The 14,847-nt window shown below is 66.0% G+C and carries 15 protein-coding genes; 2 read left to right on the top strand and 13 right to left on the bottom strand.

The genetic code is table 11. From position 1 onward, the window contains the following. The first annotated feature begins 120 nt into the window (after nt 1-120). Nucleotides 121-891, top strand: coding sequence for an AraC family transcriptional regulator (locus AC1DEL_RS20640; protein ID WP_477125393.1), 771 nt, complete (start codon nt 121-123; stop codon nt 889-891). On the opposite strand, the gene AC1DEL_RS20635 is transcribed toward AC1DEL_RS20640, so the two are convergent. The 5 genes from AC1DEL_RS20635 to AC1DEL_RS20615 all read right to left on the bottom strand — a co-directional run bounded on the left by AC1DEL_RS20635 (nt 868) and on the right by AC1DEL_RS20615 (nt 5,554). Continuing rightward, nucleotides 868-1,800 (bottom strand): SMP-30/gluconolactonase/LRE family protein, encoded by a 933-nt coding sequence (locus AC1DEL_RS20635; protein WP_477125392.1) that lies wholly within the window; start codon nt 1,798-1,800, stop codon nt 868-870. The genes AC1DEL_RS20640 and AC1DEL_RS20635 overlap by 24 nt on opposite strands. A gap of 40 nt (nt 1,801-1,840) precedes the next feature. After that, nucleotides 1,841-2,824 (bottom strand): Bug family tripartite tricarboxylate transporter substrate binding protein, encoded by a 984-nt coding sequence (locus tag AC1DEL_RS20630; RefSeq protein ID WP_255370841.1) that lies wholly within the window; start codon nt 2,822-2,824, stop codon nt 1,841-1,843. Nucleotides 2,825-2,909: 85 nt separating this feature from the next. Continuing rightward, a complete protein-coding gene (locus tag AC1DEL_RS20625; RefSeq protein WP_454757614.1) occupies nt 2,910-3,857 on the bottom strand; it encodes an NAD(P)-dependent oxidoreductase in 948 nt (315 codons plus the stop codon). Continuing rightward, on the bottom strand, nt 3,854-4,537 hold the full coding sequence (locus tag AC1DEL_RS20620) for an RraA family protein (protein ID WP_092295320.1): 684 nt from the start codon (nt 4,535-4,537) through the stop codon (nt 3,854-3,856). Before AC1DEL_RS20620 ends, AC1DEL_RS20625 begins: the two co-directional genes overlap by 4 nt. 39 nt (nt 4,538-4,576) lie before the next feature. Continuing rightward, on the bottom strand, nt 4,577-5,554 hold the full coding sequence (locus tag AC1DEL_RS20615) for a Bug family tripartite tricarboxylate transporter substrate binding protein (protein WP_477125391.1): 978 nt from the start codon (nt 5,552-5,554) through the stop codon (nt 4,577-4,579). A gap of 96 nt (nt 5,555-5,650) precedes the next feature. On the opposite strand from AC1DEL_RS20615, the gene AC1DEL_RS20610 reads away from it, so the two are divergent. Next, nucleotides 5,651-6,421, top strand: coding sequence for an IclR family transcriptional regulator (locus tag AC1DEL_RS20610; protein ID WP_092295326.1), 771 nt, complete (start codon nt 5,651-5,653; stop codon nt 6,419-6,421). Between the two features lie 4 nt (nt 6,422-6,425). Here AC1DEL_RS20610 and AC1DEL_RS20605 read toward each other — a convergent pair whose 3' ends face one another. The 8 genes from AC1DEL_RS20605 to AC1DEL_RS20570 all read right to left on the bottom strand — a co-directional run bounded on the left by AC1DEL_RS20605 (nt 6,426) and on the right by AC1DEL_RS20570 (nt 14,628). After that, complete coding sequence (locus tag AC1DEL_RS20605; protein ID WP_092295329.1) at nt 6,426-7,019, bottom strand: helix-turn-helix domain-containing protein; 594 nt, start codon at nt 7,017-7,019, stop codon at nt 6,426-6,428. A gap of 52 nt (nt 7,020-7,071) precedes the next feature. Then, on the bottom strand, nt 7,072-8,406 hold the full coding sequence (locus AC1DEL_RS20600; RefSeq protein WP_477125390.1) for a M20 family metallo-hydrolase: 1,335 nt from the start codon (nt 8,404-8,406) through the stop codon (nt 7,072-7,074). A 12-nt stretch (nt 8,407-8,418) separates the two neighbouring features. Continuing rightward, the gene (locus AC1DEL_RS20595) at nt 8,419-9,720 is read right to left on the bottom strand and encodes an amidase (protein ID WP_477125389.1); all 1,302 of its coding nucleotides are present in this window, start codon (nt 9,718-9,720) and stop codon (nt 8,419-8,421) included. Nucleotides 9,721-9,752: 32 nt separating this feature from the next. After that, nucleotides 9,753-10,466, bottom strand: a complete 714-nt coding sequence (locus tag AC1DEL_RS20590; RefSeq protein ID WP_454757613.1) for an ABC transporter ATP-binding protein — start codon at nt 10,464-10,466, stop codon at nt 9,753-9,755. Further along, nucleotides 10,463-11,245: an ABC transporter ATP-binding protein gene (locus AC1DEL_RS20585; protein WP_092295341.1), complete on the bottom strand. Its 783-nt coding sequence runs from the start codon at nt 11,243-11,245 to the stop codon at nt 10,463-10,465. Before AC1DEL_RS20585 ends, AC1DEL_RS20590 begins: the two co-directional genes overlap by 4 nt. Continuing rightward, entirely contained in the window at nt 11,242-12,450 is a 1,209-nt protein-coding gene (locus AC1DEL_RS20580; RefSeq protein WP_177219933.1) for a branched-chain amino acid ABC transporter permease, read from the bottom strand. Before AC1DEL_RS20580 ends, AC1DEL_RS20585 begins: the two co-directional genes overlap by 4 nt. Next, the gene (locus AC1DEL_RS20575; protein WP_092295344.1) at nt 12,437-13,366 is read right to left on the bottom strand and encodes a branched-chain amino acid ABC transporter permease; all 930 of its coding nucleotides are present in this window, start codon (nt 13,364-13,366) and stop codon (nt 12,437-12,439) included. The genes AC1DEL_RS20580 and AC1DEL_RS20575 overlap by 14 nt, the downstream gene beginning before the upstream one ends. 86 nt (nt 13,367-13,452) lie before the next feature. Beyond that, nucleotides 13,453-14,628, bottom strand: coding sequence for a branched-chain amino acid ABC transporter substrate-binding protein (locus AC1DEL_RS20570; RefSeq protein WP_477107606.1), 1,176 nt, complete (start codon nt 14,626-14,628; stop codon nt 13,453-13,455). Between the last annotated feature and the right edge of the window lie 219 nt (nt 14,629-14,847).

Genomic DNA, 14,847 nt, shown 5'->3' with positions numbered 1-14,847 from the left:
CGACATCGTTAGCCCTCGTTTCCCATCGAACGGATGATCACGATACGGCGGATGCGGCTGGCAAACTTGCGATGTTTGGACAATAATCTTCGAGATCCTGCCAACGCCTCTCGTGTCCCGATGATCAATGTACCGCTCGACAGCGTCGATGCCAGCCCGTGTGCCGCGCTGGCCATCGGCACCGACTACACCTTCGGCACGCTGCTCGACACGCACAGCCACCGCCGCGCCCAGTTCCTGTATGGCATGACGGGATTGATGGAGGTGGGCACCGAGGAAGGCGCGTGGGTGGTGCCGCCCTATACGGGTGTGTGGATTCCGGCGCAGAAGCCGCATCGGGTGCGCATGAACGGGGTCAGCACGCGCAGCGTCTACGTGCTGCCGGAGTCGGCGCCGCGTGATAGTCCGGGCTGCGAGGTGCTGGTGGTCAGCCCCTTGCTGCATGCCCTGCTGTTAGCTTCGGCAGACGTGCCCGCGCACTACATGGCGGACAGCCGCGACGGGGCGCTGATGCAGCTCATCCTGTTCGAACTGAATCGCGCGCCAACCTTGCCCCTGTTTGCGCCGATGCCGCGCGACCCGGCGCTCGCCAGGCTCTGCGCGGCACTGCTGGCGCACCCCGATATCGGCGCATCCGCCGAAGACTGGGCGCGGCAGCTCCACTGCAGCCCGCGCACGTTCGCGCGCCTGTTCCAGCATCAAACGGGGATGTCGTTCGGCGCATGGCGCCAGCAGGCGTGCCTGTTGGCCGCGCTGTCGCGCCTGTCGGCCGGAACGCCTGTCACGGAGGTGGCGCTCGATCTCGGCTACGACAGCCCGAGCGCGTTCTCGACGATGTTCCGCAAGGCGCTGGGCGCGCCGCCCTCGTCATTCCTGCAGGCCAGGCGCTAGCAGCGGCGACCGCATGCCCGCCACATCCATCTCGACCCGGAGAATCTCGCCTGCGGTGGAGTCAGTCACGTAAAGCGTCTTGCGCGCCGGGCCGCCGAACGCCACGTTGGTCAACGAGTGGCCGGGGGTGCCACAAATCACCTCGACAGGTTCCGCCCGGTGATTCAGCACCCAGACGTAGGCGAGCCCCGGGTTGGCTACCAGCAAGCGTCCGGACTGGTCCATCGCGAGCCCGTCGGGTCCGCTGGGACCATAGGACGTGAAGAACTGCCCCGTCTTGGACACACTCCCGTCTGCGAGCAGCGGCATCCGCCACACACAGTTCCCCCGCGTTACGGCCACAAACAGGAAACGTTCGTCCGGAGACAGGACGATGCCATTGGGACTCGGCACGTTGGACAGCAGCAGGTCCAGCCGGCCTTCGCGGGTCAGCCGGTAGACCCGGCCGGTGGGGTCGTGCAGGCCGGTCTGGCCCTGGTCCGTGAAGTACACGTTGCCTTGCGAGTCGAGCGTCAGGTCGTTCACGCCCTTGAAGCTTTCCGTGTTGCGGCGCGCCAGATAAGGCCGGACCTCGCCCGTGCGGGTCTCCACCACCATCAGCCCGCTGCGGTAGTCCGTGACCAGCAGTTGGTCGGGAGCGATGAATTTCATGCCGTTGGGCTCGCCGTCCCACTCGGCGATCACCTCCCACCCTCCCCCGTTGTCGATCCGGAAGATGCGACCGTTGGGAATATCCGTCACGTAGACATTGCCCGCATCGTCGACGACCGGACCTTCGAGGAACGAGTCGATGGCCCGCCCCCCCTGGTTGGCATCGGACCATTCGGTCTGACGACGTTTGCGATAGCGCTCCGGCAGGCTGCTGAACAGCGCTGGCTGGCGGATCGTTGGCGGGGTGAGGAGGAACATGTCGATTACCTGAAGAGGGTTGCGCAGGGTGTCCGCCCGGTCACTGCTTCTCGAAGCCGGTCGCAGTGGCGACCTTACCCCAGAACGCCGTGCGCGCCCCCATCTCCTTGCGGAAGGCCCCGGCGTCCCAATAGCCGGCATCGGCCCCGATGCTCTCGGCGTAGGTGCGCATGTCGGGCGTCGCCATCGCCGTGGCGACTTCCTTCTGCAGGCGAGCGAGGACATCCGCCGGCGTGCCCTTCGGCGCCCAAAGACCCGTGAAGTTCGTGACGCCATAGCCGCGCACGCCTGCCTCGGCGAACGTGGGCACACCGGGCAGCGCCGGCAGGCGCTTGTCGCCGCTCACGGCGAGCACGCGCAGCTTGTTGCCTTGCACTTGGCCGATCACGCCCGAGATGGAGGCCATCTGGAAGTCCACGGTGCCACCCAGCAGCGCCACGGTCGCCTCGCCCGCGCCCTTGAAGGGCACATGCATGAAGTGCGCGCCGGCGGCCAGCCCTAGCGCCTCACTGGCGAAATGGGGCGTCGACCCCGGGCCACCCGAGCCATAGGAGATCTTGCTGTCCGCCCCCTTCGCGGCGGCAACCAGATCGTTCAGCGTCTTGAACTTGCTGTCCGCCTTGACCACCACGCCCATCGGCGCGAATACATAGGCGCAAACCGGCTGCAGGTCTTGGGCGTAGTCGAACGGGAGCTTCTTGAAGATATGGGGCAGCAGCGCGTAGGTCGTGTCGTTGGCCAGCAGCGTGTAGCCATCCGGCGCCGATCGCGCCACCTGGACCGCGCCGATGGTGCCCGTCGCCCCGGCCTTGTTTTCGACGAAGAAGCTCTGGCCGGTCTGCTCGGTCAGGCGCTGCGCCATCTTGCGCGTGACCGCATCAACGGCGCCGCCCGGCGGATAGGGCACGACGATCTTGACGGGCTTGGCCGGCCAGGTCTCGGCGTGCACGCCCATCGAAAGGACGGCGAGCGCCGCCATTACCAGTTGCGGCAGCCATCCGGCGCCGCGTTGTTGCGTGGTCATGTGTGTCTCCAAACTGCTGTGTCTTTTTGATCGCCCCGCTCCAGGCGGGGTCGCCATGCGTATCGCGGACGGAGGTGGCCTCCCGCTAGCCCTTCGTCAGTACCGGCTCCCGCTCGCGGTTCAGTACCCCCAGCACGTTCTTGGCCGCGGCCACGCCCATGTTGACGTAGGCCGCACCCGTCACACCGCCGATGTGCGGCGTCAGAATCACGCCCGGTTGCCCGTGGAAAATATGCGGCGCGGTCATCGGCTCGACGGCGAAGCTATCGAGCCCGGCCCCAGCCACTTGCCCCGACTGGACCGCCGCCAGCAGGGCCGGTTCGTCGATCAGCCCGCCGCGCGCGGTGTTGACGACGATCACGCCCCGCTTGCAGCGCGCGAGCACGTTGGCGTCCAGCATCTTGCGATTGTCGTCCGTCAGCGGGCAATGCAGCGAGATCACGTCGGACTCGGCCCAGATCGCCTCGAGTCCGACCGGCCGCACGTAGTCGGGCAGATTCCTGGCGAACGGGTCGAAGCCGATCACGCGCATATCCATGGCGTGGCACATCCGCGCAAAGCGCAGCCCGATGGTGCCCAGGCCAACCAGTCCCACGGTGCGCCCGCTCAGTTCGACACTCTTGTGCGTGGCCTTGTCCCAGTGGCCGCCGTGCATGCGCGCATCGAGCGGCACGATCGACTTGGCGCAGGCCAGCATCAGCGCCAGCGCATGCTCCGCCACGGCGGCGGCATTGGCACCGACCGCCGCCAGCACCTCCACGCCCCGCGCTGCGGCGGCAACCTTGTCGATGGTATCCGTGCCGCTGCCGTGCTTGGCGATCACCCGCAGTGACGGGGCGGCATCCATGACCTCGGCCGTCACGCTACCGTAGCGGACGATGATGGCAACCGGGTCTTGTTGTTTCGCGAGGGCGACCAGGTCAGCGGGTTGCGGGGTCTTGCCGGCGAAGACGATCGTGTAGTCGTGGAGGATGGCGAGGGCTTCGGGCGCCAGGTCCGCCCCCGTCACGATGATGGCGGGCCGGCTCGTCACAGCGTTTCTCCCTGCTTGAGCACGCCGGCGGTCACCAGCGAGGCCAGCAGCCACGGCGCCGTGGTATTGCCTTCCTTGATCTGTGCGATCCGCTTGGCTTCGGCCGCTTCCTTGTGTTCTGCGGCGGCGAGCAGCGACTCGATCTTGTCCCGCTCGACCACCACCACGCCATCGGCATCGCCGCAGACGTAGTCACCCGGGTACACCGTCACGCCCCCGACGCAGACCGGGTGACCGATGCGGCCGCCGACTTCCTTGGTCGGGCCGTTCGGGTTGGTACCCACGGAGAAGACGGGGAATTGCATCTCCTCCAGTTCGATGCTGTCGCGCACGGCGCCGTCGATGACCACGCCGGCCAGCCCGAGCTGGCGTGCCGCGTTCATCATGATGGTGCCCATCAGCGCGGAAGTCTGGTCGCCCTTGCCATCGATGACGAGGATGTCGCCCGGTTGGGCCAGCGCCAGCGCGGCGTGGATCATCAGGTTGTCGCCGGGGCGAACCTCGACCGTGAAGGCCGGACCAGCGAGCTTCATGCTCGGGCGCAGGGCCTTGATGCGGCCATGCAGCGCGCCACGGCGGCCCGCGACGTCGGCGAGAATCGCCGGCTGGAATTTCGCGGCCTTGGCGACAACGGCGGCCGATACGCGTTCAAACGATTGGTTGATATTGGGCAGGCTCATGGCTTGGCTCCGGTAGGCAAGGGGAAAGGGAGAGGAGGATTAGTCCAGCTTGGTGCCGGAGTCCTTGATGATCGAAGCCCAGCGGGCGATGTCCTGACGGATCTGCGTGCCGAACGCCTCGGGGGAGCCGCCAAGGACCAGCGCACCCTGGTCGTTCAGCTTCTTCGCCAGATCGGGCGACTTGAGCGCCTTGTTGAACTCGGCATTCAGCCGCGTGACGATGTCCTTCGGCGTGGCGGCCGGTGCGGCGAAACCGAACCAGGTCGAGGCCTCGAAACCGGCGTAGCCGGACTCGGCGATGGTGGGTACCTGGGGCAGATCGTCCACGCGCTTCGCCGAGGTGACCGCCAGCGGGCGCAGCTTGCCGCTCTTGATATGGGCCAGCAGGGTCGGCACCGACGAGAGATACAGGTCGACCTGACCGCCGATCAGGTCGTTCACCGCCTGGGCGGCGCCCTTGTACGGCACGTGAATCAGCTTGATGCCGGCCGTCTTCTGCAGCAACTCGCCCGAGAGATGGGCGACGGTGCCATTGCCGGGCGAGGCGATATTGAGCGCGCCCGGCTTTGCCTTGCTGGCCTTGATGACATCGGCCAGGGTCTTGTAGGGTGAGCTGACCGGCGTCACGAGGACGAGCGGCGCGCTGGCCACGAGGCTGATCGGCGTCAGGTCCTTGACCGGGTCATAAGGCAGATGGCTGAACAGTGTGGGGTTGATGGCAAGGTTGCTGGTCTGCCCCAGCACGATGGTGTAGCCGTCGGCGGGGGCCTTCGCTGCGGCGTCCACGCCCAGGTTGCCGCCCGAGCCGGGCTTGTTGTCCACCACGAAGGTCCAGCCCGTCGATATGGCAACCTTGTTGGTCACTTCCCGCGCGATGATGTCGGTGCCCCCGCCTGCCGGGAACGGCACGATGACGCGAATCGGCTTGGAGGGATAGGCGGGTGCGGCGGCCGCCACGTGGGCAGCGCCAAGCAAAGTGACGGCAAGGGTGAACATGCAGCGGCGAATCGCGCTCATGACTGTCTCCGAATCTCGTTGTGTTGTGAGACGGATTGTTGTCGAACGTTTCACGCCATACAATGCCGTTTCGTACCACGCAACGCGTTTCGTGCCATGAACCCAAAAAGTGATGAAATCAGCCCCGCAGGTACTGAGGAGGCCGCGAGCGGCGTCATCGCGGTCACGCGGGCGCTGCGCGTGCTGGAGGCCTTCGGAGTCAACGATCCGCAGCTGTCCCTGGCGGAACTGAGCCGCAGGACGGGTATCCACAAGACCACGGTGCTGCGGCTGGCGCGCACGCTGGCTGCGGACAACTATCTGGTGCAGAAGGAAGACGGGAGCTGGCGGCTTGGGCGTGCGGCCGGCTGGCTGGGCGCGTGCTACCAGGCGACCTTCAACGTGCAGGACGTGGTGGAGCCGGTGCTGCGCGAATTGACCATCAAGACCGGGGAAAGCGCGTCGTTCTATGTTCGCGAAGGCAGACAGCGGACCTGTCTGGTGCGTGTGGAAGGTCCGCAGGCGATCCGGCACCATGTCCGGATTGGCGCGGCCCTGCCCCTCGACAGTGGATCGCCCGGCCGGGTGATCCTCGCCTTCTCAGGGGAGCCCGGCGACCTCTATGAAACGATCCGGCGCCGTGGCTTCCATTTGTCGCTTGGGGAGCGCGAAGCGGAGGTATCGAGCGTCTCGGCGCCCGTATTCGGACTGCACTGGCGGCTGCTGGGATCGATGTGTATTTCGGGACCGACGGCGCGTCTGGGGGAAGACCGGCTGCTGGAACTCGCGCAGACGGTCGTCGATGCAGCGAACAAGCTTTCGTACGCCATGGCGGGCAGCCAACGGCCGGCCATGCCCGTCGACAAGCCGGCGACGTGGCACCCGTGATCGCCTAGAACGTCGCGGGCGAATTCACCCAGAGCACCTTCGCCACGACATCGCCGACGTTGCGGTAGCCATGCGGCACCTGGCTCGAGAACGTAAACGCATCGCCCGGGCCGATCAGGTAGATATCGTCGCCCAGCATCAGCTCCAGCTTGCCTTCCAGCACGTAGCCGACTTCCTCGCCCTGATGCTCGATCTGGCCGTCACTGGCTTCGCCGGGCCAGACGATGTGGATGTTGGCCTGCAGCAGGCCGCCGCGCTTGGGCAGCACCACGCGTTCGAGCGCCACGCCACCCACACGGATCACGGGCCGTTCGCCGTGACGGAGGATCGGCGACTGGTGCGCGTCATCCTCGCTGGTGAGCGCGCCGATATTGGTGTCGAGCGCCACGGCCAGCCGGTGGAGCGTGGTGAATGACGGCGTGGCCAGGCCACGCTCGACCTTCGAGATCAGGCTCTCGGAGCAACCGGCCTTGTTAGCCAGTTGCAATAAGGTATAGCCGGCCACCAGCCGCGCGTGGCGCAGCTTGACACCAAGCGTCAGGGTGGCCGACTTGCTGTCGACCGGCTCTTGCGGGATCGGGCTCGCGGTCTTTGCCATGCGGGCTGGTTGGTTGGTATTCAAAGGGGCCGCCACGCGCACCGGGGGTCGGTCACGGCCGGCGGCAGGCCAGTTCGGCGACAGTGTACGCCAGCGCCTGCGCGCCCAGGAACAGGTCCGTGGCATCGGTGTCCTCCGCCGCGTTGTGGCTGATCCCGTCCTTGCTCGGCACGAAGATCATCGCGGTCGGGCAATGATCGGCCACGTACATGGCATCGTGAAAGGCGCCGGACGTGAGCCGCATCGGCGGCGCTCGGCCAGCAAGCTGGCTGGCCCGCCCGCAGGCGCGCTGAATGGACGCCAGCATGGATTCGGGAAAGTACGTCGGGCCACGATGGAAGAAGCGCGTGATCGCTACGTCGGAGGCCGGGGCATGACGCGTGCAGGCCAGCCGCAGCGCGGCCTCGGCGCGATCGAGGGCGGCATCGTCCAGGCAGCGCATGTCCACCGTGAATGTCACCTTGCCCGGGATGGTGTTGACCGAATTCGGCACCACCGCCCATTGGCCAAGCGTCAGGCGCAGTTCCGGCGCGCCCGGTGCCCCCGGTTCGCGTGGGGCCAGCGCGTAGAGGTCCTGCGCGATGGCGACGGCCACTGCCATCGCATCGCGCCGCACGGCCATGGGCGTGGTGCCGGCGTGTGCCATGGTGCCTGCGCACTCCACGCGGAACCATCGCACCGCCTGGATGCCCGTGACGACCCCGAGCGGCACGGCGGCAGCCTCCAGCACGGGGCCCTGCTCGATATGGAGTTCCACGCAGGCGGACATCGGTCGCGCCATCGGCACGCGCTCCACGTCAGGACTGGCGGCCAGCGCCGCGTCCAGTGCATCGCCAAACCGGACGCCGGTCTGGTCGGTGGCATCGCGATAGCCGGCCAGCCGCGCCGGCTCGACGAAGGCGCTGGAGCCCATCGCGCCGGGCCCAAAGCGGCTGCCCTCCTCGTTGGTCCACGACACCACCTCGATGGGTCGCACCGTTTCGATGCCCGCCGCGTTGAGCGCCGCGATCACTTCGAGGCCGGCCAGCACGCCATACGCCCCGTCGTACTTGCCGCCCACCGGCTGGGTATCGGCATGGCTCCCGGTCAGCACGGGAGGCAGATCCTCGCTACCAGCCCGCCGGAAGAACAGGTTTCCGCAATCGTCGATGCTGACCTGGCAGCCCAGCGCGCGCGCCTGATCGACGAGGTGGCGGCGCGACACGAGGTCGATGGCTGTCAGCGTTTCGCGCGACACGCCGCCGTCGTCACGACCGCCGAACTGCGCCAAGGCGGTGAGCGATGCCGCCAGGCGATTGGCGTCGACATGGTCCTGTGCCCGTTCGGCGAGGGCCTGTACGGTGTTATCCACGATGGCCTCGGCGGGCTGATGCAAGCGATTCAACATGTTCTCCTGGTGTCAGGCCGCCAGAGCCAGCGCCTGAGATAAACGATGTGCCACGGCCAGTACGCGCGCATCGGCGTGGCGTGGCGCGGTCACTGTCACGCCGACAGGCATGCCGCCAGCGCCCGTTCCGGTCGGCACATGGACGCAAGGCGTACCGAGCAGCGTCCACATGCGGCAGAAAATCGGGTCGCCGGTAGCGGCGAGGCCCTCGGGCGCTTCGCCTTCTGCGCTGGGGGCCAGGACCACATCGAATCCTTCCAGCGACACTGCCAGCGACATGCGCGCCTGTTCCGCGAGCGCCAGCGCAGCGCGAAAGCGCTCGCCTGTCACCGCACGCCCCACTTCGAGCTGCCTGGCAAAGGCCGCGCTGAAATCCGCTGCCCGATCGCGCGCTTCCGGTGCGAACGCGGCGACGGCTTCGAAGGCCATGATGTCCATCTGGGCCTCGGTGAGACCATGGCAGGCGACGGGCAACTCGACATCCTGAATCGACGCGCCGAGGCCCTGCAGCGTCCGTACCGCCGTCTCCAGCGCGGCACGCGCATCGGCACCCGCGCGCTCCCAGTGCGACGTGCGGACGATGCCGACGCGCAACGGGGTCGGTGCCTGGGCACAAGCCTCCGTAATCGAGACATCGCGTGCCAGCGTGCCGATGAACAACGCCGCATCGTCCACGCGCCGGGCCAGCACACCCACCGTATCCAGGCTGGGCGACAACGGTTTGATACCGGCCAGCGGCAACGTCGCGTGGGTGGGCTTGTAGCCAATCACGCCACAGTAGGCGGCAGGCCGAATGATCGACCCTGCGGTCTGCGTGCCGAATGCCAGCGGCACCATGCCAGCCGCCACGGCGGCGGCAGAGCCACTCGACGAGCCACCCGGCGTGCGCGGGGCATTCACGGGCGCGCGTGGATTGCACGTGGGGCCCGGCTGGAATGTCGCGAATTCCGTGGTCACGGTCTTGCCCACCACCACCGCGCCAGCACTTCGCGCCAGTGCAACGGCGGCGGCATCCAGCACAGGTCGATGCGTCGCGTAGATCGGCGATCCGTATGTCGTCGGCAGATCCGCCGTATCCATCAGATCCTTGACGCCGAGCGGTACGCCGTGCAGCGCCGCTGACGCAGTGCCGGCATCCAGACGCCGCGCCTGCGCGATGGCCGCTTCACCGCCAACGTGCTGCCACGCATGGATGACATCGTCCTGCGCCCGGATGCGATCGAGCGCAGCCTGCACGACGGTTTCCGCGCGCAGCTCGCGACGGGCCATGCGCGCCACCAGTTCGCGCACGGGAAGATCGAGATATTGGTCCAAAGCTTCAGTCTCCAGAATCGATCCGCCAGCACTCAGCCAAAGTAGGCGGCGCGCACTTCGTCATTCTCACGCAACGCCTGCGCCGAGCCTTGCGCCACCACGCGCCCCTGCGTCAGCACATAGCCCTGGTGCGCAATCGCCAGCGTCTGGCGCGCGTTCTGCTCGACCAGCAGCACGGTCATGCCCAGCTCGTTGATCTGCTGGATGACCTTGAAGTTCTCCTTCACGTACAGCGGCGACAAGCCAAGCGACGGTTCATCGATGACCAGCAGGCGCGGCTGCGCCATCAATCCGCGCCCGATCGACACCATGGCCTGTTCGCCGCCCGACATGGTGCCGGCCAACTGTGCGGACCGCTCGCGCAGGCGCGGGAATATCTCGTAGACGCGCGCGATGCGCTCCCGCACCTTGGCCGGATCGGCCTCCAGGAAGGCGCCCAGTGCCAGGTTCTCGGCAACGGTCATGCGCGGAAATACCTTGCGCCCTTCCGGTATGCAGGAAATGCCGCGCGCGATGATGTTGTGCGTCTTCTCCGCTGCGATGTCCACGCCATCCCACAGGATGCGGCCTTTGCGCGCGGGCGTCAGGCCCAGGATCGCCCGGATCAGTGTGCTCTTGCCCGCGCCGTTCGCCCCGAGGATGCAGGTGATCTTGCCGGGCGGCACTTCGATGGAGACGTCATGCAGCACGTTGACCTTGTCATAGCCCGTGCTCAGGCCCTCCACGCGCAACGTGTTATCGCTCATGCGGCTTCCTCCCCGAGATAGGCCGTCTGCACGTCGGGATCGGCGGTGATCTCGGCGTACGTGCCTTCGGCGATCTTCTTGCCGTAGTTCAGCACGACGCACCGATCGGTGATGCGCTCGATCACGTTCATTTCGTGCTCGATGAGCACGACGGACAAGTCCTGCAACTTGCTTCGCACCTGGAGGATGTCGTCCATCAGCTCATGGGTTTCGTCATGGGTCATGCCTGCCGACGGTTCATCCAGCAGCAGCAGCCGTGGTCGGCTCATCAGGGCGCGGCAGACCTCGATCCGGCGACGGTCGATCATCGTGAACGACTCGACTGGCTCGAATAGCCGACTGACCAGCGGAGGGCTGAAGATGCCCAGCAGTTCGCGCACAGATTCCACATAGCGTTCATACTCGGCCCGGAATGCCTTGCGTCGAAACAGGTTGAACACCAGCCCGTGCTGCATGTGCTGGTAGTCGCCGATCACGATATTGTCGAAGACGGTCAGGGGCAGCGACAGGCGGGAGCGCTGGAACGTCCGCGCCACGCCGCTACGATAGATGTCCTGCGGCGTCTTGCCGATGACGTTCTCGCCGTTGTACGTGATGGTGCCCGCGCTGGCCTTGTAGAGGCCCGTGAGCACGTTGAAGAACGTGGTCTTGCCGGAGCCATTCGGCCCCAGCAGGCCCAGCACTTCCCCGCGGCGGATGTCGAGCTGGAGATTGTCCAGCGCAGTCAGGCCGCCGAATCGCATCGTGAGATTGCGTACCTCGATCATCGCGTCGCTCATTTGGCGTCCTGGGTCGGGAAGAACAGACGGATCTTGCGCGGCAGCAGCCCATCGGGACGGAACAGCAGGATGGCGATGACCAGCGCCGCGTAGAACAGGAAGCGGTACTCCTGGATGAACTGCAGCTTCTCCGGGAGCACCAGCACGATGATGGCGGCCGGGATCAGGCCGACGACATTGCCCAGACCACCCAGAATGACGATCGACAGCATCAGCAGCGAGTCGGCGAACGTGAAGTTGTTCGGTGCCACGAACGCCGTGACCATGCCGTAGACGCTGCCCGCCACGCCCGCGAAGAAGTTGCCGAGCATGAATGCGATGACTTTCCAGCGCGCGATATGGAGGCCGAAGGTCGCAGCGGCGGTTTCATCGGTACGCACCACGTCCATGGCCAGCCCCACCCACGAGCGCTCCAGTGCCTTGACCACCGCAAAGGTGCCTGCGCAGATCGCCAGGCTCAGCAGTGCGTAGCTGGCGTAGAACGACACGTCGATGCCGAACAGCGTCAAGCCTTCGTTGAACTGGAAGCCGAACAGCGTCATGCCGGGCACCTGCAGGCCCTGCGGACCGCCCAGCACATCGTTGACTTCGAGAAAGGTCTTGAACAGGATGCCGAACGCGATGGTCACCAGCGCCGCATAGTGGCCACGCGTCCGCAACACCGGCGCGATCAGCAGCGAGCCGATGACCGCAGCCGCGATGCCGGACAGCACGATCACAAGGATCGACGGGATGGGCGTATGCGCGGCCAGCACCGCCGTGGCGTACGCGCCAATGCCGAAGAACGCCGCGCCGGCGAAGTTGGATACACCGGAGAAACCGAACTGCACCGTCAGGCCCAGGCAGGCAGTGGTATACAACAGCACCGCGCACAGCATCAGCAAGACAAAATGGCTTTCGTGGAACAGCACGATCAGCACGAGCGTGCCCACGACCGACCATAGCCGCGACAGCCCGGGCCGCCGGGCGGCAGCCTGCTCCACGGCCCGCGTGACCTTGAACTTGCCTGCGATGACCGTCGCTGCGACGGCCAGTGCCAGCAGCGCGGCCACGGAGAGCTGCGATTCCGCGTGCAGGAACAGATAGAGGTAGGCCACGATGACGATGGCCGCGATGCCCAGCACCACGGCCGGGCTGCGCTGCTTGCCACCGGCGCCAACCACGGCAGGGGGCAGTGGATTCGAGACGTTGTCAGACACGTTCACTGGCTTTCTCCGCAATAAGTCCGGTCGGCTTGAAGGCCATCAGCACGATGACCACGGCGAACGCAAAGACATCCTTGTAGGCGCTCGGGATATCGGGCACCAGCGCCGGCAGCGTCGCACTGCCCAGCACCTGGAGCGCCGCGAACAGGAAGCCACCGAGGATGGCGCCGTACAGGTTGCCCAGTCCACCCAGGATGGCGGCAGCGAAGCCGATCACGCCGAGGAGCAGCCCGACGTTGAAGTTGATCTCGTTGTAATAGAGGCCGTTCATCACGCCGGCCAGCGCGGCCATGGCCGAGCCCAGCGCAAACGTGACCAGCACCACCACTTCGAAGTTGATGCCCATCAGGCGCGCCGTCTCGCCGTCCTGTGCCACGGCGCGGATGGCCATGCCAAAACGCGTGCGCGTGATCAACAGATGGACGCCGATGATGATGGCGACACCTGCCGCCAGCAAGATCAGGTTATCGGCGCGAAGCGTCAACGCGCCGAGCGACAGCTCCGTGGTGGGCAGCAGCGCGGGAAACGGTTTCGGGTTCGATCCATCCGGATAGAACAGGCGCACGGCTTCGCGCAGCACCGTACCCAGCATCAAGGTGGCCAGCAGGGTGTTCAGCGGCGGCGCCTTGCGCAAGGGCAGGATCAGGAAGCGGGCGATCACGGCGCCCAGCAAGCCGGTCACGACAATCGCGCACACCACGATGGCCAGCAATTGCAGCCACGGCGAGTCCACATGCAGCGCCAACACGCCGGCCGATGCGGCAAGCCCTGCGAAGGCGCCCACCATCAGCACATCGCCGTGAGAAAACTTGATGACGTCCAGCACGCCAAAGAACAGCGTGAAGCCGACCGCCACCATGGCGTAGATCATGCCGAGCATCAGCCCGTTGAAGACGTACTGTCCCAATACACTCATCGGTATCCCCAGAATGGCCTGAATAGACCGTCCAGCAGTGCACGGCCGGGTCCGCAGACGGCGCGGGCCCGGCTCAGGCGCCACGCTTACAGTCCGGCCAGCTTCTTCTTGCCCTTGGCGTAGGCGCTGTCTTCCCAGATCACCCACTTGCCGTCCTCGACGACGTACTTGGTGATCAGCGGCACCACGTTCTGGCCATGCTCATCGAAGGTGACCTTGCCGATAATGGTGTCGACGTCCTTCGTACCGTTCAGCACGTCGCGGACCTTCTTGCGATCCGGGCCGACCTTCTCGACGGCGTCCATGATCAGGTTGGCAGCGACAAAGGCGAACGGACCATAGGCTTCAGGCGGCTCGCCGTACTTCTGCTGCGTATAGCGCTCCATGAATAACTGGCCGCCGGCCAGCTTCTCGACCGGCGCCCCTTCGATAAAGGCCAGCGAGCCTTCGGACAGGGGCTTGCCCACGCCTTCGATATAGGCATCGGACTTGATGCCTGACGTGCCTTCGAACTGGGCCTTGATGCCCAGCTTCTCCATCTGGGTGCGGATGCGGACGCCGAGCGGCGTCAGGCCACCGAAATAGACCACGTCCGGCTTCAGTTCGCGGATCTTGGTCAGTTCGGTCGTGAAATCCTGCTGGTCGGCGGTCACGCCGAAGGTGCCGACGATGGTGCCGCCGTCCTTCTTCAGGAATTCACTGAAGTATTTGTTGTGACCCTTGCCGTAATCGGTGGTGTCGTGAATGATCGCCCACTTCTTGTAGCCCAGGCCGGTCATGAACTTGGCCGCCACTTCACTTTGGTTGATCATCGTGCCGTTGACGCGATGGATCTCCTTGAAGTTGTTGCCGTACGTGACTTCGGGGAGCACCGCGCCCCAGACGACGGCCGGCATGCCGAAGCGGTTATAGACACCCACGGTGCCCATGGCCACGGCCGAGCAGAAGTGCGTCACGCCGCCGACGATCGACTTGTCCGCGGCGATCTTGGTGGCCACCTGCACGCCCACGTTGGGCCGGCATTCGTCATCCTGGACGACCAGTTCGTAGGTGTATTTGGCCTTGGGATCGGCGTTGCGCAGGCGGACGGCCAGGTCAGCGGAATTGCGCCCGCCCAAGCCGATCGACGACACGCCACCGGTCAGCGGGCCCACAAAGGCGATCTTGACGACGTCCTTTGCCTGCGCCGGCGCGGACATCAGCACCACTCCCGTGGCAGCGGCGGCAATCGCGGCGGCGGCCGCAGTTTTCTTCTTCAGCACTCTGTTCCCCTATATAGACATGTCCAACGGGCGGCAGGCCCGGCGCCTGACCGAACGGGTGCAAGGCGCCGACCATACGCCGGAACACATCGAGGAAAGTCCTCTGCACCAAATTCAAGTCACTTGAATCCTATGCAACAGGCGTGCCATGGGGCAACGGGCAATAACCCGTAGGACTTTTGGGGGGAATGAGGGGGGATATGCCGCGCGGCGGCGCCA

Source organism: Cupriavidus sp. 10L43_2, assembly GCF_056395265.1.
This window is presented reverse-complemented; position numbering and strand designations above follow the sequence as displayed.

What these genes read in the sequence shown, in the direction of transcription:
- AC1DEL_RS20610 (WP_092295326.1), top strand. Translation starts at nt 5,651, where the DNA reads ATGAACCCAAAAAGTGATGAAATCAGCCCCGCAGGTACTGAGGAGGCC.
- AC1DEL_RS20600 (WP_477125390.1), bottom strand. Translation starts at nt 8,406, where the DNA reads ATGTTGAATCGCTTGCATCAGCCCGCCGAGGCCATCGTGGATAACACC.
- AC1DEL_RS20590 (WP_454757613.1), bottom strand. Translation starts at nt 10,466, where the DNA reads ATGAGCGATAACACGTTGCGCGTGGAGGGCCTGAGCACGGGCTATGAC.
- AC1DEL_RS20630 (WP_255370841.1), bottom strand. Translation starts at nt 2,824, where the DNA reads ATGACCACGCAACAACGCGGCGCCGGATGGCTGCCGCAACTGGTAATG.
- AC1DEL_RS20615 (WP_477125391.1), bottom strand. Translation starts at nt 5,554, where the DNA reads ATGAGCGCGATTCGCCGCTGCATGTTCACCCTTGCCGTCACTTTGCTT.
- AC1DEL_RS20620 (WP_092295320.1), bottom strand. Translation starts at nt 4,537, where the DNA reads ATGAGCCTGCCCAATATCAACCAATCGTTTGAACGCGTATCGGCCGCC.
- AC1DEL_RS20585 (WP_092295341.1), bottom strand. Translation starts at nt 11,245, where the DNA reads ATGAGCGACGCGATGATCGAGGTACGCAATCTCACGATGCGATTCGGC.
- AC1DEL_RS20640 (WP_477125393.1), top strand. Translation starts at nt 121, where the DNA reads ATGATCAATGTACCGCTCGACAGCGTCGATGCCAGCCCGTGTGCCGCG.
- AC1DEL_RS20605 (WP_092295329.1), bottom strand. Translation starts at nt 7,019, where the DNA reads ATGGCAAAGACCGCGAGCCCGATCCCGCAAGAGCCGGTCGACAGCAAG.
- AC1DEL_RS20635 (WP_477125392.1), bottom strand. Translation starts at nt 1,800, where the DNA reads ATGTTCCTCCTCACCCCGCCAACGATCCGCCAGCCAGCGCTGTTCAGC.
- AC1DEL_RS20575 (WP_092295344.1), bottom strand. Translation starts at nt 13,366, where the DNA reads ATGAGTGTATTGGGACAGTACGTCTTCAACGGGCTGATGCTCGGCATG.